Annotated in this window: 21 protein-coding genes; 6 read left to right on the top strand and 15 right to left on the bottom strand. The window is 63.4% G+C overall.

Going from position 1 to position 25,203, the window contains the following annotated elements:
* Positions 1 to 6 precede the first annotated feature (6 nt).
* The 5 genes from WDZ95_RS09375 to WDZ95_RS09355 all read right to left on the bottom strand — a co-directional run bounded on the left by WDZ95_RS09375 (position 7) and on the right by WDZ95_RS09355 (position 5,186).
* Complete coding sequence (locus WDZ95_RS09375; protein WP_166227908.1) at positions 7 to 1,323, bottom strand: TolC family protein; 1,317 nt, start codon at positions 1,321 to 1,323, stop codon at positions 7 to 9.
* Between the two features lie 120 nt (positions 1,324 to 1,443).
* Positions 1,444 to 1,788: a CzcE family metal-binding protein gene (locus tag WDZ95_RS09370; protein WP_166227906.1), complete on the bottom strand. Its 345-nt coding sequence runs from the start codon at positions 1,786 to 1,788 to the stop codon at positions 1,444 to 1,446.
* A 177-nt stretch (positions 1,789 to 1,965) separates the two neighbouring features.
* On the bottom strand, positions 1,966 to 3,309 hold the full coding sequence (locus tag WDZ95_RS09365; protein WP_166227904.1) for a heavy metal sensor histidine kinase: 1,344 nt from the start codon (positions 3,307 to 3,309) through the stop codon (positions 1,966 to 1,968).
* Positions 3,306 to 3,992 (bottom strand): heavy metal response regulator transcription factor, encoded by a 687-nt coding sequence (locus WDZ95_RS09360; RefSeq protein WP_166227902.1) that lies wholly within the window; start codon positions 3,990 to 3,992, stop codon positions 3,306 to 3,308. The genes WDZ95_RS09365 and WDZ95_RS09360 overlap by 4 nt, the downstream gene beginning before the upstream one ends.
* A 159-nt stretch (positions 3,993 to 4,151) precedes the next feature.
* Complete coding sequence (locus WDZ95_RS09355) at positions 4,152 to 5,186, bottom strand: porin (RefSeq protein ID WP_166227899.1); 1,035 nt, start codon at positions 5,184 to 5,186, stop codon at positions 4,152 to 4,154.
* Positions 5,187 to 5,863: 677 nt separating this feature from the next.
* On the opposite strand from WDZ95_RS09355, the gene WDZ95_RS09350 reads away from it, so the two are divergent.
* Both WDZ95_RS09350 and WDZ95_RS09345 read left to right on the top strand, forming a co-directional pair.
* Complete coding sequence (locus tag WDZ95_RS09350) at positions 5,864 to 7,084, top strand: tetratricopeptide repeat protein (protein ID WP_425777960.1); 1,221 nt, start codon at positions 5,864 to 5,866, stop codon at positions 7,082 to 7,084.
* Positions 7,085 to 7,206: 122 nt separating this feature from the next.
* Complete coding sequence (locus WDZ95_RS09345; RefSeq protein ID WP_166227895.1) at positions 7,207 to 7,491, top strand: CopK family periplasmic copper-binding protein; 285 nt, start codon at positions 7,207 to 7,209, stop codon at positions 7,489 to 7,491.
* Positions 7,492 to 7,520: 29 nt separating this feature from the next.
* Here WDZ95_RS09345 and WDZ95_RS09340 read toward each other — a convergent pair whose 3' ends face one another.
* Positions 7,521 to 8,873: a heavy metal sensor histidine kinase gene (locus tag WDZ95_RS09340; protein ID WP_166227893.1), complete on the bottom strand. Its 1,353-nt coding sequence runs from the start codon at positions 8,871 to 8,873 to the stop codon at positions 7,521 to 7,523.
* A 15-nt stretch (positions 8,874 to 8,888) separates the two neighbouring features.
* Positions 8,889 to 9,569, bottom strand: coding sequence for a heavy metal response regulator transcription factor (locus WDZ95_RS09335; RefSeq protein WP_166227891.1), 681 nt, complete (start codon positions 9,567 to 9,569; stop codon positions 8,889 to 8,891).
* A gap of 548 nt (positions 9,570 to 10,117) precedes the next feature.
* Here WDZ95_RS09335 and WDZ95_RS09330 point away from each other — a divergent pair.
* Positions 10,118 to 10,867 (top strand): TorF family putative porin, encoded by a 750-nt coding sequence (locus WDZ95_RS09330; RefSeq protein WP_166227889.1) that lies wholly within the window; start codon positions 10,118 to 10,120, stop codon positions 10,865 to 10,867.
* Positions 10,868 to 10,995: 128 nt separating this feature from the next.
* Here the strand turns inward: WDZ95_RS09330 and WDZ95_RS09325 are convergent, their stop codons facing one another.
* Positions 10,996 to 12,051 carry a porin gene (locus WDZ95_RS09325; RefSeq protein ID WP_166227887.1) on the bottom strand — a complete coding sequence of 352 codons (1,056 nt, stop codon included), beginning with the start codon at positions 12,049 to 12,051 and terminating at the stop codon, positions 10,996 to 10,998.
* A gap of 295 nt (positions 12,052 to 12,346) precedes the next feature.
* Between WDZ95_RS09325 and WDZ95_RS09320 the strand changes: the two genes are divergently transcribed.
* Positions 12,347 to 14,380, top strand: a complete 2,034-nt coding sequence (locus tag WDZ95_RS09320; protein WP_166227885.1) for a heavy metal translocating P-type ATPase — start codon at positions 12,347 to 12,349, stop codon at positions 14,378 to 14,380.
* Positions 14,381 to 14,470: 90 nt separating this feature from the next.
* On the opposite strand, the gene WDZ95_RS09315 is transcribed toward WDZ95_RS09320, so the two are convergent.
* Positions 14,471 to 14,935, bottom strand: coding sequence for a helix-turn-helix domain-containing protein (locus tag WDZ95_RS09315; protein WP_166227883.1), 465 nt, complete (start codon positions 14,933 to 14,935; stop codon positions 14,471 to 14,473).
* Between the two features lie 462 nt (positions 14,936 to 15,397).
* A protein-coding gene (locus WDZ95_RS09310; protein WP_240936390.1) for an IS3 family transposase occupies positions 15,398 to 16,494 on the bottom strand; the annotation gives its coding sequence in 2 pieces (ribosomal slippage) (positions 15,398 to 16,242 and positions 16,242 to 16,494; 1,098 coding nt in all).
* A 1,276-nt stretch (positions 16,495 to 17,770) separates the two neighbouring features.
* On the opposite strand from WDZ95_RS09310, the gene WDZ95_RS09305 reads away from it, so the two are divergent.
* Complete coding sequence (locus WDZ95_RS09305; RefSeq protein WP_425777955.1) at positions 17,771 to 18,565, top strand: enoyl-CoA hydratase; 795 nt, start codon at positions 17,771 to 17,773, stop codon at positions 18,563 to 18,565.
* A gap of 42 nt (positions 18,566 to 18,607) precedes the next feature.
* Here WDZ95_RS09305 and bioD read toward each other — a convergent pair whose 3' ends face one another.
* The 4 genes from bioD to WDZ95_RS09285 all read right to left on the bottom strand — a co-directional run bounded on the left by bioD (position 18,608) and on the right by WDZ95_RS09285 (position 22,432).
* Entirely contained in the window at positions 18,608 to 19,303 is a 696-nt protein-coding gene (gene bioD, locus WDZ95_RS09300; protein WP_425777953.1) for a dethiobiotin synthase, read from the bottom strand.
* On the bottom strand, positions 19,300 to 20,541 hold the full coding sequence (locus WDZ95_RS09295; RefSeq protein WP_425777951.1) for an aminotransferase class I/II-fold pyridoxal phosphate-dependent enzyme: 1,242 nt from the start codon (positions 20,539 to 20,541) through the stop codon (positions 19,300 to 19,302). The genes bioD and WDZ95_RS09295 overlap by 4 nt, the downstream gene beginning before the upstream one ends.
* Positions 20,531 to 21,874 (bottom strand): adenosylmethionine--8-amino-7-oxononanoate transaminase, encoded by a 1,344-nt coding sequence (bioA, locus tag WDZ95_RS09290; protein ID WP_425777949.1) that lies wholly within the window; start codon positions 21,872 to 21,874, stop codon positions 20,531 to 20,533. Before bioA ends, WDZ95_RS09295 begins: the two co-directional genes overlap by 11 nt.
* 90 nt (positions 21,875 to 21,964) lie before the next feature.
* Positions 21,965 to 22,432: a MarR family winged helix-turn-helix transcriptional regulator gene (locus tag WDZ95_RS09285; RefSeq protein WP_425777947.1), complete on the bottom strand. Its 468-nt coding sequence runs from the start codon at positions 22,430 to 22,432 to the stop codon at positions 21,965 to 21,967.
* A gap of 78 nt (positions 22,433 to 22,510) precedes the next feature.
* Between WDZ95_RS09285 and WDZ95_RS09280 the strand changes: the two genes are divergently transcribed.
* Positions 22,511 to 24,175 carry an FAD-dependent oxidoreductase gene (locus WDZ95_RS09280; protein ID WP_425777945.1) on the top strand — a complete coding sequence of 555 codons (1,665 nt, stop codon included), beginning with the start codon at positions 22,511 to 22,513 and terminating at the stop codon, positions 24,173 to 24,175.
* Here WDZ95_RS09280 and WDZ95_RS09275 read toward each other — a convergent pair.
* Entirely contained in the window at positions 24,172 to 25,083 is a 912-nt protein-coding gene (locus WDZ95_RS09275) for a LysR family transcriptional regulator (protein WP_425777943.1), read from the bottom strand. The two genes, WDZ95_RS09280 and WDZ95_RS09275, sit on opposite strands and share 4 nt — an antisense overlap.
* Positions 25,084 to 25,203 lie beyond the last annotated feature (120 nt).

Below are 25,203 nucleotides of genomic sequence, written 5' to 3'. Positions count from 1 at the left end.
GCAGATTCAAGGTTGAGAAGTGTTGGTTCCGAGCAGGCGTGCGACATCTGCCACCGCTCGATGTGATTCGCCCATTGAACGCAGGTACTGAGCTCTGGCTTGGAGCAGCGTGCGCTGCGCATCGAGCACATCCAAGAACTCGAACTTTCCAAGCTCGAAGCCTTGAGTAGCGGAGCTGAATGCCAACTCGGCCGCTGGAAGGATTTCTGACCGAACGGCCATCACTTCCTCTGAGGCGATGGAGAGTCGTTGTCGAGCAATGGCAAGGTCAGCGCGGAGCCGAAGCTCGAGCGCACGAGCCTCGTCTTCCGACTTGTCTCGGCGACGAAGCGCCTCGACAAGGTTGCCGCGGTTCGAGTCGAACACAGGAAGTGGGATGGAAACACCTACGATGGCCAGCGAGCGCCCGTCTTGCTGGGCGCGTTGCATGCCTAGGCTCACGGAGATGTCTGGCGTTCGTTTCGCTTGCTCCAGGTCGGCCAAAGCTCGCAGGCGTGCTGTCTCCAATCTGGCCAACCGCATCGTTGGCGAACTCTCCACTCGCGCCTGCAACTCCTCGATGGGGGGTAGCGACGGCAACTGCAGCGCGTTGCCGTCAAGCGCCTGAAAGCTCGGTCCGCCGGCAAGGAGCGCGCGCAGTTCTTGCAACTGGGCGGATAGCTCGCCCTGCGCCTGCGCTAGTTCCAGACGAACATTGGCCTCCGCTACCTTAGACCGCGTCTCTTCCAAAGGGGATACCTTCCCCGCTTGAACCCGCTTCGAAGCCGCCGCGCTGCCTGTCTGCGCAATACCCAGCGACTCTTGCGCCAGACGCACCCGCTCCTGAGACAAGAGAGTTGCCAAGTATGCGGCTGTCACCTCCGACTGCAGTTGTGCGGCCTTCATATCTCGCTGCACACGCGCTGCGTCAAGCGCTCGTTCGGCCGCGGCGATGCGCGCTGCTCGCTTGCCACCCAGTTCAATGGGTTGGCTCAGGGTGACAGTGGTGGTTCGATTCCCAGAACGCAGGTCCTCAACCTCAACATCCAGGGAGGGGTTTTGAAACACTCCCGCCTGCGTCAAAGCGCCCTGAGCAGCTTCCACTTCGCGCATCGCAGCCGAGATGGCCGGATTGTTGTTCTGTGCCAGGCTCCAAGCAGCGCCTAGCGTGAGAGGAAGCGAGTCCGCCGAACGCGTAACCAGTCGATTGTCGGGTCCACCTGCAAGGCCGCTTAACTCCCTAGATGGGGGAATGAAGGTACTTGCCTCCGCCGTCTGCGCTTGCGCAGATGAAATCACCCCCGCCGCCAGCACAAGGGCTAGAGGCACCAACTTACCGGGCATTTAAATCTCCCATTGACCTGGCGAACCAGTGGCTCGACTTGCTTGATGCGTCGAGCGGCCAAAAGCCGGACCTCCTTGAAGGAGCGTCCGGCCAACTCATTCAGTCAGTGAGGAGCCGAATCAACGGCGATAGAGGGGGTTCTTACTCACGTAAACCCGATACCCCTCGCCGGCCAGGCTTGCAGGGGCGAACTTTGCGAGTTCCCAGGAGCGGGCATCCAGTCCGTTGAAGGTCCAGGCGAACTTCTGTCCTCCCGCGCCTTGGAAGACAACGGTTTCGCCGTAGGTGATGTTGGCGTACTTGGTGTTGGTGACATCCACCACGCGGGCCTGGGCTGCTTCGCCGCCAGGTTGGCCGTAAATGGACTGACCGTTGCGGAAGGTCTCGGCAGAGGCAACGCCTGCGAGCGAGCTGGCGAGCGCGACGGAGACGGCGGCAAAACGAAGGGTATGGAGCTTGTTCAAGGTAAACCTCTCAAGTGGGTCAGATGGCCTCAAGACCGAGGCCGTGGTCGCCTCTCGGCACTGACACGCACTTTAGAAAAGTGACCTCAACAGACTGAAGACCGGAGAATGACAAATCAGTCATGTTGGTCTTCTCTCAAAGCATGAGACGGTTCTCACGCCTGCCCGGCGGCTAGGTCAGGACTCCGATGTCTTGGAGCTCCCGAGAACCAATCCCACTTTCGTCACACCTTCTGAGGAGGACGCTATCGGCCGACCACCGTGCATTCGGGCGATGGCCGCCACAATCGCAAGACCGAGCCCGTGGTTGCGATTTGCGTTGCTCCTCGCCATGTCCGCACGAAAAAAGCGGTCAAAGAGGCGGGGAAGCGCTGCTGGTTCGATGGTGCTGCCACGGTTCTCAACTTGGATGGAGACCTCATTCGGCGAGGACGAGTTGATGAGAACGCGGACTTCGGAGCCGGAGCTGGCGTACCTGGACGCGTTGCCAATCAGGTTGGAGAGCGCCCTCTGCAGCAATGAGACATCGAATTCGCCGACTGCATCGCCGACCACGACAAGGCTGAGCCCCGCGTCTTCTAGGGCGGCCTCGTGGTAGTCAGCCACCTGCTTGACCACAGCCGCCAAACTGGGTGTATGAACCCGTCGCGCAACCGCGCCTCGGTCCGCCTGGGAAAGGAACAACATGTCCTGCACGATGCCGGTTATGCGCTGCAGGTCCTCCAGACTCGAGCCGAGGGTATCGCGCAGCTCCTCCACGCTCTTTGCTGAGGAAAGAGCCAGCTCGGCACCGCTTGTCAACGTCGCGAGCGGCGTCATCAGTTCGTGGGCGACGTCAGCATTAAATCCTTCGAGGTGCTCGTAAGAGGCGTCAAGACGGGCAAGAAGGTCATTGAACTGCGCGACAAGAGGCGCCAGCTCACCCGGCTGGTTTGAGCCGTCCAGGCGACGATGCAACGAGTCCGCAGCCAAGCCTTGAACCTGCGTCGACAGCTCTCGCAGGGGCCGAAGTCCCAACCAGACAAGCAGGTAGCCACCACAAGAGACCAGCAATGTGCCACCCAGAGCGGCGAACACCAGAGCCGCGGCGATGCGCTCTAGGAGAGATTGGTCTTTTCGAATGTCCTGCGACAACGTGACCTGAAAAGGTCTGTGGCCGGCGACTGGGGAAGCTAGTTCGAACTCGATGAGTCTGCGCTGAGAGGTGGCGCTCGGAACAACGTCTTCGAAGAACACGGTTCCCTCGGCACGAAGAACCCTGAGACCGAACTCAGAATGTCCGACCTTGAAGTCCCTCAACTTGTGCCCCAACATCTTCTCGTCGCCGGTGCTCAGCGCCTCTGACGCGAAGTGTTCAAGGAGGCCCTTCTTATGAGCCAGTTCTTCCAGCTGGTGGCTCCTGAACGCATAGAAGGTGGCCGCGTAGATGGCAATGCAAACCGCAAGCAATCCGAAAAAGCTCTGCAGGGCTAGCCAAAGAGAGAGCCTGCTACCGAGAGTCTTTGGAACGCGGGAGTTCATTCATCCCGCGCCTCGAGCACGTAGCCCATACCGCGCACCGTGTGTATCAGAGGACGATGAAAGGGCTCGTCGACCTTGGACCTCAAGCGCCGAACCGCAGCGTCTATTACGTTCGTGTTGCTGTCGAAATTCATGTCCCAGACCTGGGCCGCAATCTCGGTGCGCGACAAAACTTGACCTTCATGGCGCATTAGCAGGGACAAAAGCCCGAACTCCTGGACGGTGAGCTGCAGTTTTTGACCGCAACGAGTCGCCTTTCGGCCAATCAGGTCGAGCTCTAGGTCGTGGACCTGGAGAAGACGGACTGGCTCAGGTTCGCTGGGGCCTTTTGTTCGTCGAAGAAGCGCCTGGATACGAGCGGCAAGCTCTGAGAAAGCAAACGGCTTGACGAGGTAGTCATCCGCGCCACTCTGAAGACCTCGAACCCGGTCTTCGACTTTGACTCGAGCAGTCAACATGACGACCGGGGTTCGCTTGCTCTGGCGTAGTGCAGCCAGTAGTCCTAGCCCGTCGATGCCTGGAAGCATTCCGTCCAGGACTATTAAGTCGTAGTCCGACTCCATCGCCAGGTGCAACCCGTCGATTCCGTTGTGAGCAAGGTCTACCACGTAGCCTTCCTCCTGCAAGCCCCTGCGGATGTACTCCGCAAGCTTCACTTCATCCTCGATAACCAGCAGTTTCATGAGCGCCTGTTCTGTCGCCGGCCCACGGTATACCACGGGCCCCAAAAAGAGACTCCAGCAGGCCAAAAAACGTTCACGCGGGCTGCTCGAAGGCAACCCGCGTGAACAAGACCAGCGGCAAGAGCTAGTCAGGGTCCCCGCTCATGGGGCCCATGCAACTTAGAAGATGTGGCGCAGGCCAACCTGGTAACCCGACGAGTTCTCGCCACCCAGCATGCCCGCCGGCGCGGAGCCCAGAACGGAGCTACGCGCCGCGCCCTTGTTGGTGATGCGGCTGAGCGTCGTGTAGACCGCGGTCCGCTTGGACAGGTCGTGCACGTAGCCAATTGCCAGGCGGGTGCTGTCGTCTCCATCCGCATAGCCAGAACCCAGGGGGCCACCCGAGCGGTTGGCACGCGTGTAGCCGGCGCGAATCGTGCCAGTGGCCACAGGGATGCTCGCGCCAATCGAGATGTCTTGCGTCTTGCGCGCACCCCAGGTCTTCACGTCGTACAGGGTATGCAACGTAGCAAAGCCGAAGTTGTAGTTGAACTTGACGTTGTAGTGCTTGAAGTCAGAGGGCGTACCGACGTCGGTAATGCCGTAGGCAATGCCCGCATCCAAGGCTTGGTTCTTGTAGCCAAGCAAGCCACCCGTGTAGCGGTTGCCCACCACGCCTTCACCGGCCGAAATCTGCACCTGGCCGTAGACACCACCCATCGTCGGCAGGAAGTAGCTCACCGCATTGTCGGCACGCACCAGCGTGGTGGCAGCGCTGCCGAGGTTGGAGCCGCCGCCATACAGGAAGATGCCACGCGAGCCAATGCCCACGATGCCAAATTCGTCACCCAGACCGTTGGTGAAGGTGGGCGTGTAGTCGCGACCAAGCCGGACTTCGCCGAAGCCACCGCTCAGGCTCACTGTCGAGCGACGGCCAAAGTACTTGGCAGCGTCAGCCGTGCCGCTGTCCACGTTGAGCTGCGACTCGAGGTGGAAGCTCGCACGCAGACCACCGCCGAGGTCTTCGACGCCTCGCATACCCCAACGGCTGGTCGTGTTGTCGCCAGATGCCATTTGGGTTTCAGAACCGGCCGAACCGTTCTTCACCGAGCGGACCGACGCGTCTACGACGCCGAAAAGCGTCACGGACGACTGGGCGCTGGCCAGGGTGGAAATAGACGCCAGCGCCGCGAGCGCCAGTAAAGTCCTTTTCATATTGCTTGCTCCAAGGTTGGGTTATTGAGCACCTCACAGGTGTCCTCCCGCTTTCTAGGGACCGGAAGAACAGGGTGCGACCGCAAGACTATGGGCGTGCAAGAGAAATGACTGAGTCAAGCGGGCAGGCAAGCGCAATCGCTAGCGAATCCACCAACATCAGACTCACATCGTCACTCTGTGACCACTCGGTGTTGGTTCGGTATCAATGCATCACCGAAATAACTGCCAGATGACTTCTCTGTAACGGACGCGCAAGCATCTCGAAACCGCACTCTCGATAGATTTGGAAGACCTCGAATACGCGCCGCATCGACCCGACGCGCAAACCATCTATTGAGTCGGAGAACATGCGACGACAGGACGTTCAGCTCTTAGCGCTAGCAAGACAAGGTGACCACGACGCGCTTTGCGAAGTTGGTCTGCGCTACCTTAAAGGGGCAAAGGGATTCCCCAAGTACACGGAGTTGGGCCTTGAGTACCTTTCCCATCAAGGCCTGTCGAAGTCGGACCGCGCGCCTCGCATCATTGCCGAGAGCCTTCCACTAGGCGAACTGGTACAGCGCTCGCAGTTGATAGCACTTACCTCGGCCGCACATCTTGGTTCACGCTCCGCCTGCCTCAAGCTCGGCGTCTGGAGAGCTCTAACCAGGAGTGACCCTGACTCCGCCCGGCGCATGTGGTCGCAGGCGAGTCAGATGGGATGTGAGAACGCCTCTCGGGCCTTGGATGCGTATCACGAAAGCCCGAACCCACTGCTGTCTGCTCTCACCGTTTTGGTTGAACTTCCCGAAGTCGATGTGAGCGCATCGGTGTCTTGGGCTCTAGCGCAAGCCGTGTCCGCCTCCGAAGTACCTCTTCTGTTACGAAACCTAGAGTTCGCAGTCGCACTTCCAGTGGGGAACAACCCGGCGCTTTGCGACGCCGTGTGCGACGCGATGATGAGCCTACAAAGGCTTCGCACGTCAATGCCGGCCTTGGACAGCAGCCGCCTACAGTCGATTCTCGAAGACTGCGTTCGGCGCGGCAACTCCGCTGCAGCGCTCATCCTCGGTCGAGCAATGTGCGGCATCGACACAGCATTTGCTGACTCAACCAACCTGGCACCAAAGCGCAACTTGCGCGGAGGAACGGCACTTCTTCTCCGTGCCGCTGATGCGGGGATGAGCGATGCATGGCTTCTACTCCACCACGTCCATGCGGACGGCCAGGGGTCTGTCGCCAATCCGCAGGCTGCACGCTTCTTCCTGGAGAAAGCCGCCGGCACCGGGAACGTCAATGCACAGCGGCAACTGGGAGCGCTGATTCTCAAATCAGCAATCGACGCCAGCGAGTTCGAGTTGGGCATGCATTGGATGTCTCAGGCCTCCTCCCAGGGAGATGCCATCGCCAAAAGCCTTCTGCGCAGCTTTGTCCTGCCCGTCCATGGCAGTGACCTTGAGGCGGAACGGGCAATCAATGAGGTGATGCGCATCGACCCGTGGGTCGCTCATAAGCTCAGGGCATCGAGGAATTTCGGCTTGACCAAAACGGAGGCCATGAGTGTCGACTTGGTCTCAGGCATCCGGTCCTGGGGATTGGTGGTGTCAAACGACGCTGCCGACCAGAGAATCCGGACCCGCTTCAGCAGGACCATTCCCGCGCTTGAGACAAGGTACATGGAGCAACTGCGTGAGTCCGTCGACTTCATTCGCATGTCTAGCGAGAACGGCGCCATCGTCAATGGAGAACGTCGACAACGGCCTCACACCCTCCGATACGTTCTTGAGCGAATCAGCGTTGACGAATCTGTCTTCTTCGCTCAGGTACCAACGTCGAAGATATCGTCCTTTCGCCAAGGCGCGAGTTGGGCGCACGGAGTTCGCAGCACCCTCCGCTCCGCGCTGGTCAGCACCTAGCCTCCTGACAGGAACGTAATCTCTCCGCGCGACTTTGGTCACCACCTGATTGATACCTTACAGCTGTACTCGCGTACCCGGGCAAGAAGTCTGAGTCCGGAACTCCACAAGGAATCAATCAAATGAAAATTAAGCTCTCCATCGCTGCCCTCTGCATGACCGCCTCGTCCGCGTTTGCTGGTCACGCAGCGCAAGAGGCCGCCAAGAGCATCGTTCCTCTCAAGGACGGTGGCGCTCTTTACGTCTTCAACGATGGCAAGATGGCGAAGGAAGACCGCTATGGCCGCGCGCAGTCGCTCAAGATGAATCAGGTGTTGGAGACTTCGGACGGGAAGTCCATCACTGTGACGAGCAACGAGGTTGCCCTGCTCAACTCGTTGCTGATGGAAGGTCACAGCGGCAACTGACTGCCGCCTCCCCCTATCTGCTTCAGCTCCTAATGGCCAAACTCCAGCACAAACGTGTTGGAGCTCGGCCTTGTCAGCACCTTCACTCCTCCGCGGTGCGCTCTCATGATGGCTTTGGTGATGGCCAACCCAAGGCCCAAGCCTTCACCCGGGTCCCTTGCGTCATTCGGTAGGCGAACAAATCGGTCGAAGAGGGCAGCTTGAGCGTCAGCAGGTATCGGCAGGCCGCGATTGGTGACTGCCAAGCTCACCTGCTCGTACTCAGCCGCTATCTCGATAGTCACCACCGAGTCGGCATCTGCATGTCGAATGGCGTTCGACAGTAGGTTGCTCACGGCGCGTCGAATCATCAGGCGGTCACCCCTTACCCACGCATCCCCCCGCACGTCAAACCTCAGACTCTTGTCGTTTGCCACCTCTTCGTAGAAGTCGACTAGCGAGCGGGACTCACTGGCCAGATTCACTTGCGACACAGATGGCAACGCGTGGAGGTTCTCCGTCTTCGCCAGGAACAGCATGTCTGCAATCGTCCTGGCGAGGTCCTGCAGCTCTTCAGATATTGTTCCCAAGGTGTTCCGGTACTCCGCACTCGACCTGGGTTGAGCCAAGGTGACCTGGGCCGCAGTCAACAAGTTGCTCACAGGCGTCCTCATCTCGTGCGCTAGGTTGGAGGAGAACGAACTCAATCGGTCAAAGTCACTTTGTAAGCGCTCTAACATTCCATTCAATGAACGCGACAGGTCTGACATCTCTGATGGCCATCGACGTGACGGCATCCTCTCCGAGAGGCGGTTCGCGTTGAGCTTCTCTGCTCGGTTCATCATCGCGGTCAGCGGGCTGAGCCCACCGCGGCTTGCAATCCAACCTAGAAGCGTTCCTACCAGGACAGAGAAGACGACATACACAATGGTCTTTGCGGCAAGACTGTCAAGGAAGAGGCTGTGCTGTCGAGTGTCGACCGCTGCTATCACCGACACTCCTTCCTGAGGTTGCCCAGGTAGAGATACATCGAATCTTTGCGCGTAGAGGCTATGTGCCTCATGACGCAACTTCACCAATTTATTGCTCGATGTGAGCGCGTCCAGCATGCTAGACGGAATCTGCATGTCTCCCTGTTCAAATCGACGCCCCTGTCGGTCGGTGATTCCAATGTACAGACCGACATGTCCGCGGGACGAGTACTCCAGCCTGCTTCGCAGCTCCTCCTTTGACGAGCTCAGCTTGGCCATATCTCTGACCAGCTGGACCTTCCCCTGCAGAAGCGACCTGTCTAGCTCATGAAAGCGGTTGCTCGTCTCTCGAAAGACAAGCCACGAGAAGCCAGCCAGAACTAGGACCAGAACTCCGGCAAACAGTGCGGTCAGACGAAAGGTGAGCGACATGGCCTTATCGCGTCATCAGGACTCTGGCTCATCGAGAACATATCCCATTCCACGAATGGTTCTGAGCAGCTTGCAGCTGAAGCCGTCGTCGATTTTTCCTCTCAGACGGCCTACTGCCACGACGATGACATTGCTCTCGCTGTCAAAGTTGATGTCCCACATGAGTGAGGCTATCAATGTCCTCGGAAGCACCTCCCCCTGCCGACGCATGAACAACTCGAGGAGGCCAAACTCTTTGGCGGTCAAGTCAAGACGCTTCCCCGCACGGGTTACCCGACGGCGCACGAGGTCCAGTTGTAGGTCGGCCACCTGAAGCACAGTGTCCTCTTGCATCTGACTTCCTCGGCGAGTTATGGACTTAATCCTCGCGAGGAGCTCGGAGAAGGAGAACGGTTTGACCAGATAGTCGTCTGCACCGAGCTCCAAGCCCTTCACGCGGTCTTCCACGCTGTCTCTCGCTGTCAGGTACAGGACGGGGATTTGCTTCTTCTTACGTCGAAGCGAGCTCAGGACCGACCACCCATCAATGCCTGGCAGGTTGACATCAAGGATGACCAGGTCGTAGTCGCCTTCAGTTGCTTCGTGCAGTCCGTCGACCCCGTTGCGCATCAGCTCAGTGAAGTAGCCCGCTTCTCTAAGACCTTGTCTCAGGTACTCGCCTGTGTGGAGCTCGTCTTCGACTATCAATATCTTCATGCCAACGCCTTCTGTTCGCGGCAGTTTGGCATGTCGTTTTCGCCATTCTTGAAGATGACGAACATGTAATTCATCAGTCAGGGCTGCGTTTTCCTAGCGATAGAAATGCCTCACGTTCGATGTCATCAGAGACCTCTGTTGATGGCTACGAGGCCTAAGGGAGCCGTCTCGACGAGGGTTTTTGCTGGACCAGCGAGCGCTCCAAGTCCTTGTCACGCCGCGTCATCAAGCCCTTGTTCGCGGCAGCCGCTCCCAGGCATCCCACGCTTCGCATGTTCTCCAAGCCGCTCCCTCAGGCACCATCAAGGGTTACCCCATGCGGGCAGTCACTTAGAGATACCGCTGAGTTCCTTTGGACGTTGCGTTCTCCATACACGTCGCCCGTGTTGCGACCAACCCGACTCGCGCTTTCCGCTCGAACTCGGTTCTCTTCAGACGGGACACACCTCCTTCAACAAGATGTGTATGCGGCTTACGAGACGGAACTGGACGATGGTTCACAACTGCAACTCCAGGCCGCTCAACTCAACCCACATTGAAGGTCACCAATGAAGCTCAATCTCTCCCAGGTCGTTGCTGCCACCTGCCTGGCTTCTCTGCCCGTCATCGCCAGCGCCGAACTCAGCGCCAACATCAGTTTGGCAAGCAACTACAAGACCCGCGGTCAGGACCAGGACCTCCGCAAGGGCCAGCTGCGCCCAGCTCTCCAGGGTGGCTTTGACTACAGCCACTCGAGCGGCTTCTATGCCGGCAACTGGAATTCCACGGTCAACTTCTCTACGGGTGCGGATGGTCCGACGGCGAATCTCGAAAGCGATTTCTATGCCGGCTACAAGCTGTCCAGCGGCTACCTATCCTGGGACTTCGGCGCTATCCGCTACCAGTACACGGGTGCGAGTGCGGCCAACACCAATGAACTCTACGTTGGCTTGGGCATCGGCCCTGTGGTTGCCAAGTACTACCACACGGTGTCTACCGATTACTTCAACGCGGCCGGAGCTGCCGGCGGCTCCGGTCTGAAGGGCAAAGGGACGGGGTACCTGAACGTGTCATACGCCCAAGAAATCATGCCCGCGCTGACATTGAAGGCATCAGTGGGCTACACCTCCTACAGCAGTGACATCTCCGCTCCCAACTATGTCGACTACAGCATCGGCGCGGCTTACGACCTTGGCGACGGGTTCTCTGTTTCGGGCGCGCTGGTGGGCGCTACTCGGAAGAACGACTACCTCGGCAAGGCCGACGGCAAGTCGGTCAATGCGAACACCGTGGTTGTGATGTTTACCAAGGCGATGTAAGACTGGCTATCTACGTCGAACAGACCAACAAAAAGGGCCCTGCGTCGCTAGACGCAGGGCCTTAACCCACTGGGAAGCACAAAATGGAGCAAGCGTGGCGCAACGCCGAAGCGAAGCGCCCTTGAAAATCAGAACGTGTGACGCACGCCGACCGAGTAGCCAGTTGCGCTGTCGCCGGCAGCAATCAGCGGGGCGGTCAAGGACGAAGAGGAGACCGCGAAGCCGCGCGATGCATTGTTGTCGTTGCTCACGCGGGCAAGCATGCCGTACACCACGGTGCGCTTGGACAACTTGTGAAAGTAGCCCAGAGCCAGCTTGGAGGAATCCGCGTCGTCAACATTCTGGGTGTTGAAGCGCGTGTAACCGACACGGAATTCACCGGCCTGACCGAGGGGAGCCGAGGCACCTAGGGTGTATGCGTTCACGCCTCGACCCGCGCCGCGCTCCGTCGCAATCAGGACCATGGGTTTGACCACTCCGAAGTCGTAGGAGGCGCCGATGTTGGTGGCCTTGTAAGTCACCGCAGTAGCGGCAGTTCCCGCGTCGAGCTGAGCATAGCCGAGCGCCACCTCAAGAGGGCTCGCCTGGTACGAAACGCGGGCCGAGACGATATTGCCACGGTCGTTGTTCGGCTGATTGCTCGGACGCTCACCAAACGAGTACTGCAGCTGCCCTTGGAGTCCGCCAATGTTAGGGCTGATGTAGGCGATGATGTTGCTCGAGCGCTTGGGGTGGCTTCCTTCCGCAGTACCTTCAGCTGCCGCGGCGCCACCCAACATGTTGTTCAGGCCATTGCCACCAACGCCGATGTCGCCAAAGGGGTCGAAGGACTCGACGTTGAGGTACGAGGCGAGCTTGTCGCGACCCAGACGAACTTCACCGAAGCCACCAAGAAGGCTGATGGTGGAGCGGCGGTCAAAGCGGTAGGAGGTGCCACCGTTATCCACAGCAAGCGAGCCTTCAAGCCAGAAGCCTGCTTTTAGGCCACCGCCAAGGTCCTCGATGCCTCGGAAGCCCAACCGGCTGCTGGACTGCTCGCCGCTTGCCAGGCCCGTGACATTGGCGCTGTCGCTCGAGAGGCGGGTGACCGATGCGTCGACGACGCCAAACATGGTGACGCTGCTTTGCGCGGAGGCGGCTGCACAGGTTGCCAGGACCGATAGGACGATGAGGGTGTGTTTCATGTCGTTCGTTGCTTCACTATTGGATTGAGCTGCGCTCCAGAGCGGGACAATTCGTATCCAGACTCTGAAACCAACATCTCTTTGTGAGATGCCACGAACGAGTAGACCCAGCGTATATGACAGTACGGGGTCAAAGAAGAGCTTGGCGCCCTCGGCACCACAACTTTTTTTAGTATCTAACTTGAATGTGACGCGAAAGTGACTTTGACGATACGTTCGAGCGACCGCACGCCCCGTACTGAAGAATCCGCTGTGTAGCTCCAATAGGTGGGCTCCAAGAAATGAGGCAGGCTCTATGTCCCAACAGTCCCGGAACAGCACCGAAACTCACGACCAACACGACCACCCTCCCGGTGACTCGAGCGCTCATAGAGGTCACTCACACGGGGGGGTCTTCGGGCCCAACACTGAAGCGGTGTTCGCTGTCTTGTGCGGCACGATGCTCGCTGCAGGTGTTCTTGTTGAGAAGTTCGCGCCCGGCGCGCCCTCTTGGGCAGCGCTAGCCTGCTACCTGAGCGCCTACTTCTTTGGTGGCTTCTACACAGTCCAAGAGGCCATCGAGAATCTGCGAAAAAGGCGATTCGAGATTGACACGTTGATGCTGGTCGCAGCGGCGGGCGCGGCCGCCTTAGGCTCCTGGGCTGAGGGCTCCCTTCTGCTGTTTCTCTTCAGCCTAGGCCACGCTCTGGAGAACTACGCGATGGGTCGGGCGAAGCGCGCAATCGAAGCCCTGGCTGAGCTCGCGCCGGAAACGGCAACTGTGCGTCGTGGAGACGGAGTCGAAGAAGTTTCAGTCGCGGACTTGGCGGTAGGCGACATCGTCTTGGTGCGCCCCAACGAGCGTCTCGCCGCGGACGGCTTCATCGTTGTCGGCTCAACCAGCATCGACCAGGCCCCCGTGACCGGTGAAAGTATTCCTGTAGACAAGCGCCCCGTGACCGACCCCGTCTCAGCGCGCGCCCGTCCCGAAAGCATTGACGCTGCATCGCGCGTGTTCTCAGGAACAATCAATGGAGCGAACGGCATCGAAGTGGAAGTGACTCGCCGCTCGACAGACTCCACACTTGCAAGGGTCGTCAAGATGGTGAGCGAGGCGGAGACACGAAAGTCCGCCACGCAGCGCTTTACCGATAAGTTCGAACGCGTGTTCGTCCCTGCAGTTTTGGTGTTGGCCGTACTGTTGCTGTTTGCATGGGTGGTGGTCGACGAGCCGTTTCGCGACAGCTTCTATCGAGCGATGGCAGTGCTGGTCGCAGCAAGCCCGTGTGCCTTGGCAATTGCGACACCGAGCGCGGTGCTCTCAGGTATTGCAAGAGCTGCCCGTGGTGGAGTTCTTATCAAAGGTGGCGCGCCGCTAGAAGAGCTTGGCTCGCTGAACGCGATGGCTTTCGACAAGACGGGTACGCTGACCGAGGGCAGGCCGCGCATCACAGACGTCATACCAGCAGCCGGAGTCAGCGAGGCTGAGCTCCTTACCGTTGCCGTGGCGGTGGAGTCACTCAGCGACCATCCATTGGCGGCAGCCATTGCGCGAGATGGGAGGCAACGTCTTGCAAACGTCAACTCAAACATCCCTGAGGCCAGTGACTTGGAGAACCTGATTGGTCGGGGTGTCAAGGCTCGCTTCCAAGGGGAGCCGGTCTGGATTGGCAAGGCCGAACTGTTCGGTACCGACGGCGTGGCTCCTCTAGGCGCTGCAGCGGCGAATGCTATTTCCACGCTGCGCGACCATGGACGCACCAGCATGGTGATTCGACTAGGAGAGCGGGACTTGGGAGCCATTGGTTTGATGGACACGCCTCGCGCCGGTGCCACCGAGACGCTGCAAAGGTTGCGCTCCCTCGGCATCGGCCGAATGGTCATGGTTTCCGGCGACCATCAGAAGGTCGCAAGCGCCGTCGCAGCGCAGGTGGGCCTAGATGAGGCATGGGGTGACCTAATGCCTGAAGGCAAGGTCCATGCAATCCGAAAGCTCCGTGCAGAAGCCAAGGTCGCAATGGTGGGCGACGGAGTCAACGACGCGCCCGCGATGGCCAACGCAACAGTAGGCATTGCCATGGGAGCTGCCGGCTCAGATGTGGCGCTTGAGACCGCAGATGTCGCCCTTATGGCGGATAAGCTGGAAGTGCTCCCGTTCGCAGTGGGCCTCAGCCGTCAAACCCACTCCATCATCCGTCAAAACGTCTTTGTGAGCTTGGGCATCGTTGCCTTCCTGGTGCCAGCCACCATCATGGGTCTCGGCATCGGTCCTGCGGTCGCCGTGCACGAGGGCTCCACCTTGTTAGTGGTATTCAACGCCTTGCGCCTACTTGCATATCGCAAGTCATAGTTGGGGGGGAACCTCCACGTGAAGAGCGCGCAGTCTTGCAGTTGCGAGCCATTCATTACCCAGGAGAACCATGCTGCCGCGCGTGAAACCTCATGCAGCCGCCTCCAGCATCTTGACGACTTCTCTCTTTCCCACCCCGCGTAGCGCAAGTACCTTGGCCTTTTGCTTCTCGCGCGGCTCCACTTGGCCAGACTCCCACTTGTAGACCGACAGGCTGGAGACACCAAGTAACGTCGCCATTTGCGCTTGTGTAAGGCCGAGCTTGGCTCTCATCGCGGCGAATGCCTCAGCGTTGTAGACGACTTTCCGCCCAGGCTTGGCACGTGGCTCGTCATTTGTTGAACGCATCACTGCGCCGGCACCGGTTCCCACCGCTTTTAGCCTGCGAGCTAGGTCCTTGTTCTCGGACTGAAGGCTCTTCAAGTCTCGCTTAAGAGCCGCAATTTCGCTGCGATGCCCTGCAGTCGTTTTGCGCAGCAAGGTCAGCTCGCTCTTCAGCTCTTTACGAGCTACCCGTGCGATTTCTCGCTTCAGTGAGTCGGCGAATGTAGTCATTGGATTTTTCAGTAAAGTTGGTCAGGGTAGCAGACGGCAAGACATGTTTAGGTTGAACTACGTCTAACCCCTCGATACTCACGGTCGGTTTCCTTAGAAGGGCGCAGGCGAAAGGAGCACCATGGTGGGACCAGGTCCGCGGTAAACCTGTCGACCAGTCGCCGCGACCCGAACCGCCTAGAAATCTGGAGATGCCTTTCCGACGCGGTAGGCGTCAGGCGTCAGGCGCCAGCTCCAGCGCGCGCTGCTCCATGAACGACGGGGGTGGTCCAGGAACGAGTAGTAATGTTGAACGCTTCACAGCGGCATTCTGTCGCTCTTCCGAGGGGCTCACAATGTGCAATCTTTACGGGACGCCGAGATGGACCGTTCAAGCTTTTCGCGGGACAGAACCGCAAAGTCTTCCCGGTGCTGCCCTACTGGGCTGCTGCCGCTTGTGGTCCCCTCGATTTCCTGAGCCAGTCAGAAGTAGAGGTTGGGGAACAGTTTGACACGGTACTCAACCGGTGGGATTCGGCCGAGAGCTTCATGGGGTCGGTGGTGGTTGTAGCGGTGCAGCCAGTCGGCCGTCATGTCGCGCACTTCCTGCAAGCTGTTGAACACGTAGCAGTCGAGCACCTCGGTGCGGTAGGTCTTGTTGAATCGTTCGACATAGGCGTTTTGCGTGGGCTTTCCGGGTTGGATGTGCTGCAAGGCGATGCCCTTGTTCTGAGCCCACTGGGCCAGGGCGTGCGCGATGAACTCGGGGCCGTTGTCCAGGCGAATCGACAGCGGCGCACCGTGCACCTCCACCAGTTCATTCAAGGCCCGGATGACGCGCGCAGCCGGCAGGCTGGTGTCGACCTCGATGCGCAGGCCTTCACGGTTGAACTCGTCGATGACGTTGAAGGTCCTGAAGCGCCGCCCCGACCACAGCGCGTCTGCCATGAAGTCGCAGCTCCAGCCCTGGTTGGGCTGGCCGGCGGCGTGCAGGGGCTGTTTGATGCGCGCAGGCAGCCGCTTCTTGCCGCGCCGGGGCAGGTTCAGCCGCAGTTCGCAGTACACGCGCCAGAGCACCGTCTTGCCCCAGGGCTTGCCCTGATGGCGGGCGCTGTCGTACAGCAGCCCGAAGCCGTGGCGCGGGTTCAATGTCATGTAGGCCTGGATGAAGGTGATGACCCCGGAGTCGTCGCGTGCGACGGGCCGGTAACGCAGCGTGGAGCGGGCAATGCCGCTGGCCTGGCAGGCCCGTCGCTCGCTCATGCCATGCTCGGCCACGAGGGCCTGCACGACCATCTCGCGACGCTCCGGGGTCAGAGCTTTCGGTCAACGACATCCTTGAGTGCGTGGTGCATGAGCGCCAGGTCTGCGTACATGCGTTTGAGCTTGGCGTTCTCGTCCTGCAGCTGGCGCAGCTGCGACAGGTGCGAAACCGTCATGCCCGAGAACTGGCTCTTCCACTTGTAGTACGTCGGCTCGCTCACGCCGTGCTTCCTGCACGTCTCGCCGACCTTCGCACCCATCTCGACCTCCTTGAGGATGCCGACTATCTGCGCTTCACTGAATCTGGACTTCGTCATGTAGAGACTCCGCTTGGGGGGATTCTCTACCTCCGGGTGGTTCAGGTTTTCGAGGGGACCACAAGCCGGGGACGACCAGACGCGGGGCGGCTCATCAAGCTTTCTCACCGGTTTTGAGATTTCTCATATCCATTGAGAAAACGTGAGAAGCCCGTGCGCTCCGGAACCATCGCAAAGCTCGCGGTGTGGTCCAAGTCGCACGGAAACCCCTGCCCGCAGCCCCCGGCTTGGGCCCTGACATAGCGCGCAACGCATTGAAAACATTGGATTCACCTATCGGAATGCGTTTTCCACTTTTGGTAGGTGAATTGGTCAATGTCACCGGCAAGGGCTGCCCCTTGCAGGTGGGTATTGCCAAGGCGATGGCCTCAAAGGGGTAGGTAAGCCCTGGAGCGCCGAAGCAACTCAGCGTCAAACAGACGAATCCATTCACGGTTGGTGAAGCCGGAGCATCCTAGCCTGAGCATCGGGCCATACGGTCCTGTGCCTGTCAGCAGGTGGCACCGCGCATTCAGGATGTGCGAGGTGCTCATCGACCCCAAACGCACGGCTGTTCCGTCGGCGCACTCCCACTCGGGTGTCAACATGTCGTTCTCCTACTCCACGACGCAGCGGGCGGTATTGCGTCTGGCTCTTCAGGCATCGAGTCCCGGTACCCGCCGCGCGCTAAGCACCCGCGAAAGCCTTGCGCACGTTGCAACGAGCTCTACCAATTCGCCCCGCTTGAGCGAACTCCAGTCACCCTCGAAAGAATCCCGCCGAACAACGAGCTGTTGCCCGTCTGCATCCTCGGCCAGGAGGTAGTCGGGGTCGACGTCCAGCCCAAGCACTGTTGCCACTACTCGCCTAGTGGGTTGGTCTTGCATGGTCGTCGTCCACTACTGGAAAAACGCAGCCGGTTGAGGATTCCAACGAGGACAAGTCGCTCAGGTGAACTTGTTTTGAGGAGGGTCCCGCCACATCAATACGCGACGATGCACGTGCGCGTTGGTTCAGCGTAGCAAAGCTGCCTTCTCCGCGGCGCCAACTTGACGAACGGATGGAGATTGATAGTGGAAGTTCGCCACGTGTTGGTGGACGCAACGCGAACTCCGCCAACCTTTGATGGACTGCCTCGTCAGATGCAGTCGTATCTGGACCTTTTGGCCGCCAAAGCGAGTGGACAAGCGCAGCCAGTCCTTGGCTGAATCCACATCGAAGCCCTCGGAAACGAGGGCTTTTTTGTTGCGCGCGCTGAAGCCATCATGGCGCACCCTTCACTGCCTCTGCGTGCACCATGAGCCCCTCTGACGACGCCTCCCTGGTCCTGGTCGAACGCCCGCAGCCGGGCTGCGCCCTGGTCATCCTCAACCGTCCGCGCGTGCGCAACGCGCTGTCCATGGCATTGCGGCGCCAACTGGTTCAGGCCTTTGCTCACCTGCGCGAAGACACCGAGCTGCGCGCGGTGGTGCTCACGGGCGCGGGCGATGCCTTTTGCGCGGGTCTGGACCTCAAGGAACTCGGCGGCGCGCGCGACCCCGGCAGCACCATCCAGTCGGGCCCGCAGGAAGACCCCACCCACGCCATCATGGGCTTCCCCTGGCCGGTGATCGCCGCGGTCAATGGTCCGGCCATCACGGGCGGTTTCGAGCTTGCGCTGGCCTGCGACTTCCTGGTCGCGTCGACCCGGGCGCGCTTTGCGGATACGCATGCGCGCGTGGGCGTGATGCCGGGCTGGGGCCTGTCGCAGAAGCTTCAGCGCCTGATCGGTGTGGCGCGTGCCAAGGAAATGGCCTTCACGGGCAATTTCATCGACGCGCAGCAGGCCTTGGCCTGGGGCCTGGTGAACCGCGTGGTGCCGCCCGAAGCGCTGCTGCCGCAGAGCCTGCAGCTCGCGGCCGACATGGCGGGTGTGCTGCCGCAGGCCTTGCGCACCTACAAGGCGCTGATCGACGAGGGCGGCGCGCTGCCGCTGGGCGAGGCCTTGCAACTCGAGCGCGAGCGTTGCAAGCAATGGGCGCAGCGCATGGACGCTGGCGCGGTCGAGGCGCAGCGCCAGGCCGTGATCGAGCGCGGCCGCGGGCAGACCTGAAGACGCGGGCCGGGCGCTTTGTGCCCACGGGCCCGGGCCCGCTCAGGGGATGGCGGGGAGTGCGTCCAGCACGGCCGTGGCGTTCAGGTGATCGGTGAGGGCGCGCGGGCCAGTATCGTGCAGCGGTGGCACCAGGCCGAGGCAGGGTGCGGCGATGTGGGCACGCAGGGCCGAGAGGTTTTCTCGCGCCCACGGCATTTCGGGCGGCAGGGTGTTGCCCACCCAGCCCGCCAGCGGCAGGCGGCGCGCGCGGATCGCGTCGGCGCTGAGCAAGGCATGGTTGAGGCAGCCCAGGCGCAGCCCCACCACCAGCACCACGGGCAGGCCGAGCGCGGCCGCGAGGTCGGCGCTGTCCCAGGTGTCGGTGAGCGGCACGCGCCAGCCGCCCACCCCTTCCACCACCACGCAGTCGGCGCGTGCCGCGGCGCGGCGCACCGCGGCAAGCAGCGCGTGCGGCGCGATCGCCACGCCTTCGAGCGCGGCCGCGATGTGGGGCGCACACGCGGCGCGCAGCTGCAGCGGGCCGATGTCGGCGTCGTCCAGCGGCAGCGCACAGGCTTCGCGCAGCCGCAGCACATCGACATTGATCCAGCGGCCGTCGATGTGCGCCAGTCCAGCGGCCACGGGCTTGACCGGCGCCACGCGCCAGCCGTGCTGCTGCAGCAGCCAGACCAGGCCCGCGCTCACCACCGTCTTGCCCACGCCGGTGTCGGTGCCGGTGACGAAGAAGCCCCTCATCGCCCCGCCGGCCTCGCGGGCGGAGACCAGCCGTGCGCGCAGGCCTGCAGCGCGTGCAGCAGCCGGTCGACGTCATCGCGGGTGTGCCCGGCGCACAGCGTGATGCGCAGGCGGGCCGTGCCCGCCGGCACCGAAGGCGGCCGGATGCCGGCCACGCGGATGCCGGCGCGCGCCAGGCGTTCGCTCAGGTCCATGGCCGCGGCGTTGTCGCCCACGATCAGCGGTTGCACCGGCGTGTGGGTGCCGGGCGCGTGCCAACCCAGCGCCGGGTGTTGCGCGCACAGCCGGGCCAGGCCCGCATGCAGGCGCGATTGCAGCAGCGCCAGCCGCTCGCGCCGAACGCTGCCTTCGGGGCCTTCGATGAGGTCGAGGCTCGTGAGCTGCGCCTGGACCAGCGCGGGCGGCGCGGCGGTGCTGAAGAGATGGGCGCGCGCGGCCTGCAGCAGGTACTCGCCCACCGTGGGCTCGGCCACCACGAAGGCGCCGGCCAGGCCCGCGGCCTTGCCCAGCGTGCCCATGAGGATCAGGCGCGGGCTCGACAAGTCGAGCCGCTCGAGCGTGCCGCGGCCGCGTGCACCCAGCACGCCGAAGCCGTGCGCGTCGTCCACCACCACCCACGCGTCGAAGCGCTCGGCCAGCATCAGGATTTCGGCCAGCGGCGCGATGTCGCCATCCATGCTGAACACCGCGTCGGTGGCGATGAGCTTGATGCGGGCCTGGCTTTGCATGAGTTGCGCACGCAGCGTGCACAAGTCGGCGTGCGGATAGGGCGTGACCCGCGCGCGCGACAGGCGTGCGCCGTCGATGAGCGAGGCGTGGTTCAGGCGCTCCGAAAAGATCTCGGTGTCGGCATCGCACAGCGTGGACAGCACCGCGATGTTGGCCATGTAACCGCACGAGAAGCCCAGCACGCGCGCGCCCGGGATGTGCGGTGCGTACCAGGCCGCAAGCCGCTCTTCGAGCCGATGGTGCAGTTCGCTGTGGCCGCTCACCAGCGGCGAGGCGCCCGCGCCCGCGCCGTGGTGTTGGGCGCCGTCGGCCAGGGCCTGCACCAGCGCGGGGTGCGAGGCCAGGCCCAGGTAGTCGTTGGCGCAGAACATCAGCAGCTCACGCTTGCCACCGTCGGGGCGGCGCACGGTCTGGCGTGGGGCCGTGGGTGTCTGCGCGCGGTGGCGTTCGCGCCGTTCGCCGCGCGCCTCGATCGCGGCCAGCCGCGCCTTCAGGTGCTCAATCAACATGGTTCAGGGTGTCGCGCACGGCGGTCGACAGAAAGGCCGCGGCGGGCCGGTCGATGAGGTAGGGCGGCATCAGGTACACGGTGGACCCGATGGGCCGGATCAGCAGCTCGCGCTCGCGCGCTGCCCGGTGGAAGCGCTCGGCGAAACCGGGCGCGGCATCGGCCACGTCGAAGGCCAGGATGGTGCCCTGCTGGCGCAGGTGGCGCACGCGCGGGTGCTGTGCAAAGTCCGCGAAGGCCTCGGCCAGCAGCGCGGCCTGGGCGGCGTTGCGCTCCAGCACGCCGTCGTGGGCGAAACGGTCGAGCACCGCGTTGGCGGCGGCGCAGGCCAGCGGGTTGCCGGTGTAGGAATGCGAGTGCAGGAAGCCGCGCGCGGTGTCTTCGCTCCAGAAGCTGCGGTAGACCTCATCGGTGGTGAGCACCACGGACAAGGGCAGGGCGCCGCCGCTCAGCCCCTTGGCCAACAGGATGAAGTCGGGCCAGTCGGTGCGCGCCTGCTCGAACGCGAAGAAGCTGCCGGTGCGGCCGCAGCCCACGGCGATCTCGTCGGCGATCAGGTGCACGCCGTGCGCGCTGCACAGCGCGCGCACGCCGCGCAGGTACGAAGGGCGGTGCATCACCATGCCCGCGGCGCACTGCACCAGCGGCTCGACGATGAGGGCTGCGATCTGCTCGTGGCGGCGCTGCAGCAGCCGTTCCAGCTCGCGCAAGGCCGCGGCCTCCTGCGCCGGGCCCGCGCGGCTGTCGGGCGAGGCCACCACGTGGGCGCGCAGCAGCAGCGGGTCGTAGGCGTCGCGAAACAGCGCCACGTCGGTCACCGCGAGCGCGCCCAGGGTCTCGCCGTGGTAGCCGTTGCGCAGGCAGACGAAGCCGCGCTTGGCGCTGAGACCGCGGTTGCGCCAGCTGTGAAAGCTCATCTTGAGCGCGATCTCCACGGCCGAGGCGCCGTCGCTGGCGAAAAAGCAGTGGCCCAGCGCACCGCCCGTGAGCGCCGACAGCTTCTCGCCCAGCAGCACCGCGGGCGGGTGCGTGCAGCCCGCGAGCATGGCGTGCGGCAGCTGGTCGAGCTGATTGCGGATCGCCAGGTTGAGGCCGGCGTCGCTGTGGCCGAAGAGGTTGACCCACCACGAGCTGTTGGCGTCGTAGTAGCGCCGGCCCGCGGCGTCGAACAGCCAGGGCCCTTCGCCGCGCAGCAGGGGCAGCGGCGGCGTGCGCGCGGCGCGCGCCATCTGCGTGCAGGGGTGCCACAGCGCGGCGAGGCTGCGCCGCTGCCAGGGCTCGTTGGCCTGCGGCGACGGGGGGACTGGCCGGGTGTCGGGGGGCGCTGCGCTCATGGGGGCCCGGTTGTAGCCGAGCCCACCGCGTTCCCGCGCGGCCGTTCATGATGATTCGATCGCGGATCGGCCCGTCCGCGCGCGGGCGCTTCAGCCGCCTTCGTCGCGCGCCTGCGCGTAGCGCGCGAGGCCGCCGAGCACCACCGCCATGCCGGCCTGGCCGATCTCGGCCGCCATCTCGGCCTGCGCGGCGGCCACGGCCTGGCCGAACGCGTCGAGCCAGGCCAGGCCGGCCACGGTGAAGCAGACCACGCGCGCGCGCTTGTCGGCGGGGTCGGGTTGGCGCTCGACCAGGCCCAGCGCCTCGCACTGGTCGATGAGTTCGGTCATGGCGGCGTTGGTCATGGCCGCGCGGCGTGCGAGCTCGGTGATGCGTGTGCCGTGCAGGTCGAGGTGGCGCGTGAGGTTCACGTGCGAGCGCCGGGTCTGCGTCTGGCCGGCCTCGCGCAACAGCTCGAGCACGCGCTCTTCGAAGCGGCGCAGCGCGTTGTCGAGCACGCGGCCCGGGTTGTGCTGGCGCCAGCGGAAGTCGTCGTCGGGGGCGGAGGGCGGGCTCATGCTGGGGCTAACCCGGATGCGGGCGGCATTATGCTTAGGTAACCTAAATAAATCGGAACTCAAGCTGAAAGATAACGGATGGCGGACGATCTGTTCGATGTGCTGATCGCGGGCGGCGGCCCTTGCGGTCTGATGCTGGCCAACGAGCTGGGCCGCCGCGGCGTGCGTTGCCTGCTGGTCGACAGCAAGCCCGGCACGGCCTTCAACCCGCAGGCCAACGCCACGCAGGCGCGCACCATGGAGCACTTCCGCCGCCTGGGCTTTGCCGACGAGGTGCGTGCCCAGGGCCTGCCGGCCGATCACCCGACCGACATCGCCTACTTCACGCGCTACGCGCGCCACGAGCTCGCGCGCATCCGCCTGCCCACCGCGGCGCAGGCGCGCGAGCAGGTGAAGACGCTCACGGGCTCATGGAGCGCCGCCGAGCTGCCGCACCGCGTGTCGCAGAAGTTCGTCGAGCAGACGCTGCTGCGCCACGCCCGGGCCTGGCCCGCCAACACGCTGCGCTACGGCTGCGCGCTCGACGCCTTTCACGACGACGGCGAGCTCGTGCACGCCACGCTGCGCCCGGCCGATGGCGGCCCACCCGAAACGGTGCGCGCGCGTTTTCTCGTCGGCGCGGATGGCGCGCGCAGCGGCGTGCGGCGCCAGCTCGGCATCGAGTGGGGGGGCGTCACCGGCATCCAGCGCGACTTCATGGGCGGGCGCATGCTCGCGGTCTACCTGCGCTCGCCGCAGCTCGCGCAGGTGCTGCCGCGCGAGCGCGCGTGGATGTACGTCTCGGTGAACCACGAGCGCCGTGCCTTCATGGCCTGCGTCGACGGCGTGGCCGAGTACGCCTTCCACGCCGCGCTGCGGCCCGACGAAGACGCCGATGCCTGGAGCGAGGCCGACGCGCAGCGCGTGTTCGCCGAGGTGGTGGGCGAGGCCGTGCCCATCGAGGTGCTGTCCATGGGCACCTGGCTCGCGGGCCACGCGCTGGTGGCGCAGCGCTTGCGGCGCGGGCGCGTGTTCATTGCGGGCGATGCCGCCCACCTGTTCACGCCCACGGGCGGCCTGGGCTACAACACCGCGGTCGAAGATGCGGTGAACCTGGCCTGGAAGCTCGCGGGTGTGCTACGCGGCCAGGCGCCCGATGCGCTGCTCGACAGCTACGAGGCCGAGCGCCGGCCGCTGGCCGAGCGCAACACCGCCTACGCGCGCCGCTTCGCCGATTCGGTGGGCCTGTTCACCGCGCGGCCCGAGCTCGAGGAAGACTCACCGCGCGGCGAGGCCGAGCGCGCCGCCGCGGGCCGCCACCTCGACCAGCACGCGCGGCTTGAATTCAACATCCCGGGCGTGACCTTCGGCGGCCGCTACGACGCCTCGCCCGTGATCGTGCGCGACGGCGCGCCGTTGCCGCCCGACGAGCCCAACGTCTACCAGCCCACCGCGAGCCCGGGCGGTCGCCCGCCACACGCCTGGCTCGACGACGGCCGTTCGCTGTTCGATCTGTTCCACGCCGAATGGACCCTGCTCGCGCTCGGGCCCGACGCGCCCGACACCGCGGCCTTCGAGGCCGTGGCCCGCGAGTGGGGCCTGGACCTGCGCGTGCTGCGCCTGCCGCAGCCGGCGCTGCGCGCGCTCTATGAGGCGCCGCTCGCGCTGATCCGCCCCGACCAGATCGTGGCCTGGCGCGGCGACAGCGACGCCGCGGCACGGGCGGTGCTCGCGCAGGTCACGGCCCGCGCGCCGGCGCCCTAGCGCGGCGGCGGCGCCGGCCCTTTGCTCGCGTCCAGCGCCTGCGCCAGGAAGTCGATCAGCAGCCGCACCTTGGGCGCCACGTGGCGGCGCGTCGGGTACACCGCGTACACGCCGAGTTCGACCGCGTGCCAGCCCGGCATGAGCGCCACCAGCGCGCCGCTGCGCAGGTGCGGGTCCACCAGGAACGAGGGCTGCAGGATCAGGCCCTGGCCCTGCAGCGCGGCCTGCACGCAGGTGTCGCCGTTGTTGCTGCGCAGCCGGCCCTGCACCTTCACGGCCGCGGGCCCGTCCGGGCCTTCGAAGTGCCAGAGGTCGCCGCTGGAAAACAAGGTGTAGGCGATGCAGTCGTGCCGCGCGATGTCGGCCGGGTGTTGCGGCGCGCCGTGTGCGGCCACGTAGCCGGGCGAAGCGCACAGCAGCAGCCGCGTGCCCGCGAGCCGGCGGCTGATCAGCGTGGAGGCGGGCAGTTGCGCGATGCGCACCGCGAGGTCGAAGCCTTCGTCCACCAGGTCCACCACGCGGTCCGACAAGGTCACCTCGAGCGTGAGCGCCGGGTGGCGCGCCATGAAGCGCGGCCACAACGGCGCCAGGCGCTGCTGGCCGTAGCTGAACGGCACGTTCACGCGCAGCGTGCCCCGTGCCTCGCCCGCACCCGCGGTGATCTCGGCCTCGGCTTCGTCCACCTCGGCCAGCACGGCCTTGCAACGCGCGTGGAAGGTCTCGCCCTCGGCCGTGAGCGAGAGCCGGCGCGTGGTGCGGTGGAGCAGGCGCACGCCCAGGCGGCGCTCGAGTTCGGCCACGTGGCGCGACACCGCGGCCTTGGACATCCCCAGCGCGTCCGACGCGGCCACGAAGCTGCCCGCGTCGACCACGGCCGCGAACACGTGCATCTCCTGGAAGCGGTCCATGGGCGCTCCTTTATTCCTTTAATCGGAACAGTATGTCACTTGAACTCCGGTTTATCTGCTGAGACGCAATATCTACAGTGGAGGCTTCGGTGCCGGCCCCGACCGCACCCGCTCACCGGA

This window comes from Hydrogenophaga sp. T2, assembly GCF_049843535.1.
GTDB lineage: Bacteria > Pseudomonadota > Gammaproteobacteria > Burkholderiales > Burkholderiaceae_C > Hydrogenophaga > Hydrogenophaga crocea.
Note: the sequence above shows the minus strand (reverse complement) of the source record. Positions and strands in the feature narration are given on the sequence as shown.

What these genes read in the sequence shown, in the direction of transcription:
- WDZ95_RS09365 (WP_166227904.1), bottom strand. Translation starts at nt 3,309, where the DNA reads ATGAACTCCCGCGTTCCAAAGACTCTCGGTAGCAGGCTCTCTCTTTGG.
- WDZ95_RS09340 (WP_166227893.1), bottom strand. Translation starts at nt 8,873, where the DNA reads ATGTCGCTCACCTTTCGTCTGACCGCACTGTTTGCCGGAGTTCTGGTC.
- WDZ95_RS09305 (WP_425777955.1), top strand. Translation starts at nt 17,771, where the DNA reads ATGAGCCCCTCTGACGACGCCTCCCTGGTCCTGGTCGAACGCCCGCAG.
- WDZ95_RS09360 (WP_166227902.1), bottom strand. Translation starts at nt 3,992, where the DNA reads ATGAAACTGCTGGTTATCGAGGATGAAGTGAAGCTTGCGGAGTACATC.
- bioD (WP_425777953.1), bottom strand. Translation starts at nt 19,303, where the DNA reads ATGAGGGGCTTCTTCGTCACCGGCACCGACACCGGCGTGGGCAAGACG.
- WDZ95_RS09325 (WP_166227887.1), bottom strand. Translation starts at nt 12,051, where the DNA reads ATGAAACACACCCTCATCGTCCTATCGGTCCTGGCAACCTGTGCAGCC.
- WDZ95_RS09345 (WP_166227895.1), top strand. Translation starts at nt 7,207, where the DNA reads ATGAAAATTAAGCTCTCCATCGCTGCCCTCTGCATGACCGCCTCGTCC.
- WDZ95_RS09355 (WP_166227899.1), bottom strand. Translation starts at nt 5,186, where the DNA reads ATGAAAAGGACTTTACTGGCGCTCGCGGCGCTGGCGTCTATTTCCACC.
- WDZ95_RS09330 (WP_166227889.1), top strand. Translation starts at nt 10,118, where the DNA reads ATGAAGCTCAATCTCTCCCAGGTCGTTGCTGCCACCTGCCTGGCTTCT.
- WDZ95_RS09275 (WP_425777943.1), bottom strand. Translation starts at nt 25,083, where the DNA reads ATGGACCGCTTCCAGGAGATGCACGTGTTCGCGGCCGTGGTCGACGCG.
- WDZ95_RS09375 (WP_166227908.1), bottom strand. Translation starts at nt 1,323, where the DNA reads ATGCCCGGTAAGTTGGTGCCTCTAGCCCTTGTGCTGGCGGCGGGGGTG.
- WDZ95_RS09285 (WP_425777947.1), bottom strand. Translation starts at nt 22,432, where the DNA reads ATGAGCCCGCCCTCCGCCCCCGACGACGACTTCCGCTGGCGCCAGCAC.
- WDZ95_RS09350 (WP_425777960.1), top strand. Translation starts at nt 5,864, where the DNA reads ATGTGGTCGCAGGCGAGTCAGATGGGATGTGAGAACGCCTCTCGGGCC.
- WDZ95_RS09280 (WP_425777945.1), top strand. Translation starts at nt 22,511, where the DNA reads ATGGCGGACGATCTGTTCGATGTGCTGATCGCGGGCGGCGGCCCTTGC.
- WDZ95_RS09315 (WP_166227883.1), bottom strand. Translation starts at nt 14,935, where the DNA reads ATGACTACATTCGCCGACTCACTGAAGCGAGAAATCGCACGGGTAGCT.
- WDZ95_RS09320 (WP_166227885.1), top strand. Translation starts at nt 12,347, where the DNA reads ATGTCCCAACAGTCCCGGAACAGCACCGAAACTCACGACCAACACGAC.
- WDZ95_RS09295 (WP_425777951.1), bottom strand. Translation starts at nt 20,541, where the DNA reads ATGTTGATTGAGCACCTGAAGGCGCGGCTGGCCGCGATCGAGGCGCGC.
- WDZ95_RS09335 (WP_166227891.1), bottom strand. Translation starts at nt 9,569, where the DNA reads ATGAAGATATTGATAGTCGAAGACGAGCTCCACACAGGCGAGTACCTG.
- bioA (WP_425777949.1), bottom strand. Translation starts at nt 21,874, where the DNA reads ATGAGCGCAGCGCCCCCCGACACCCGGCCAGTCCCCCCGTCGCCGCAG.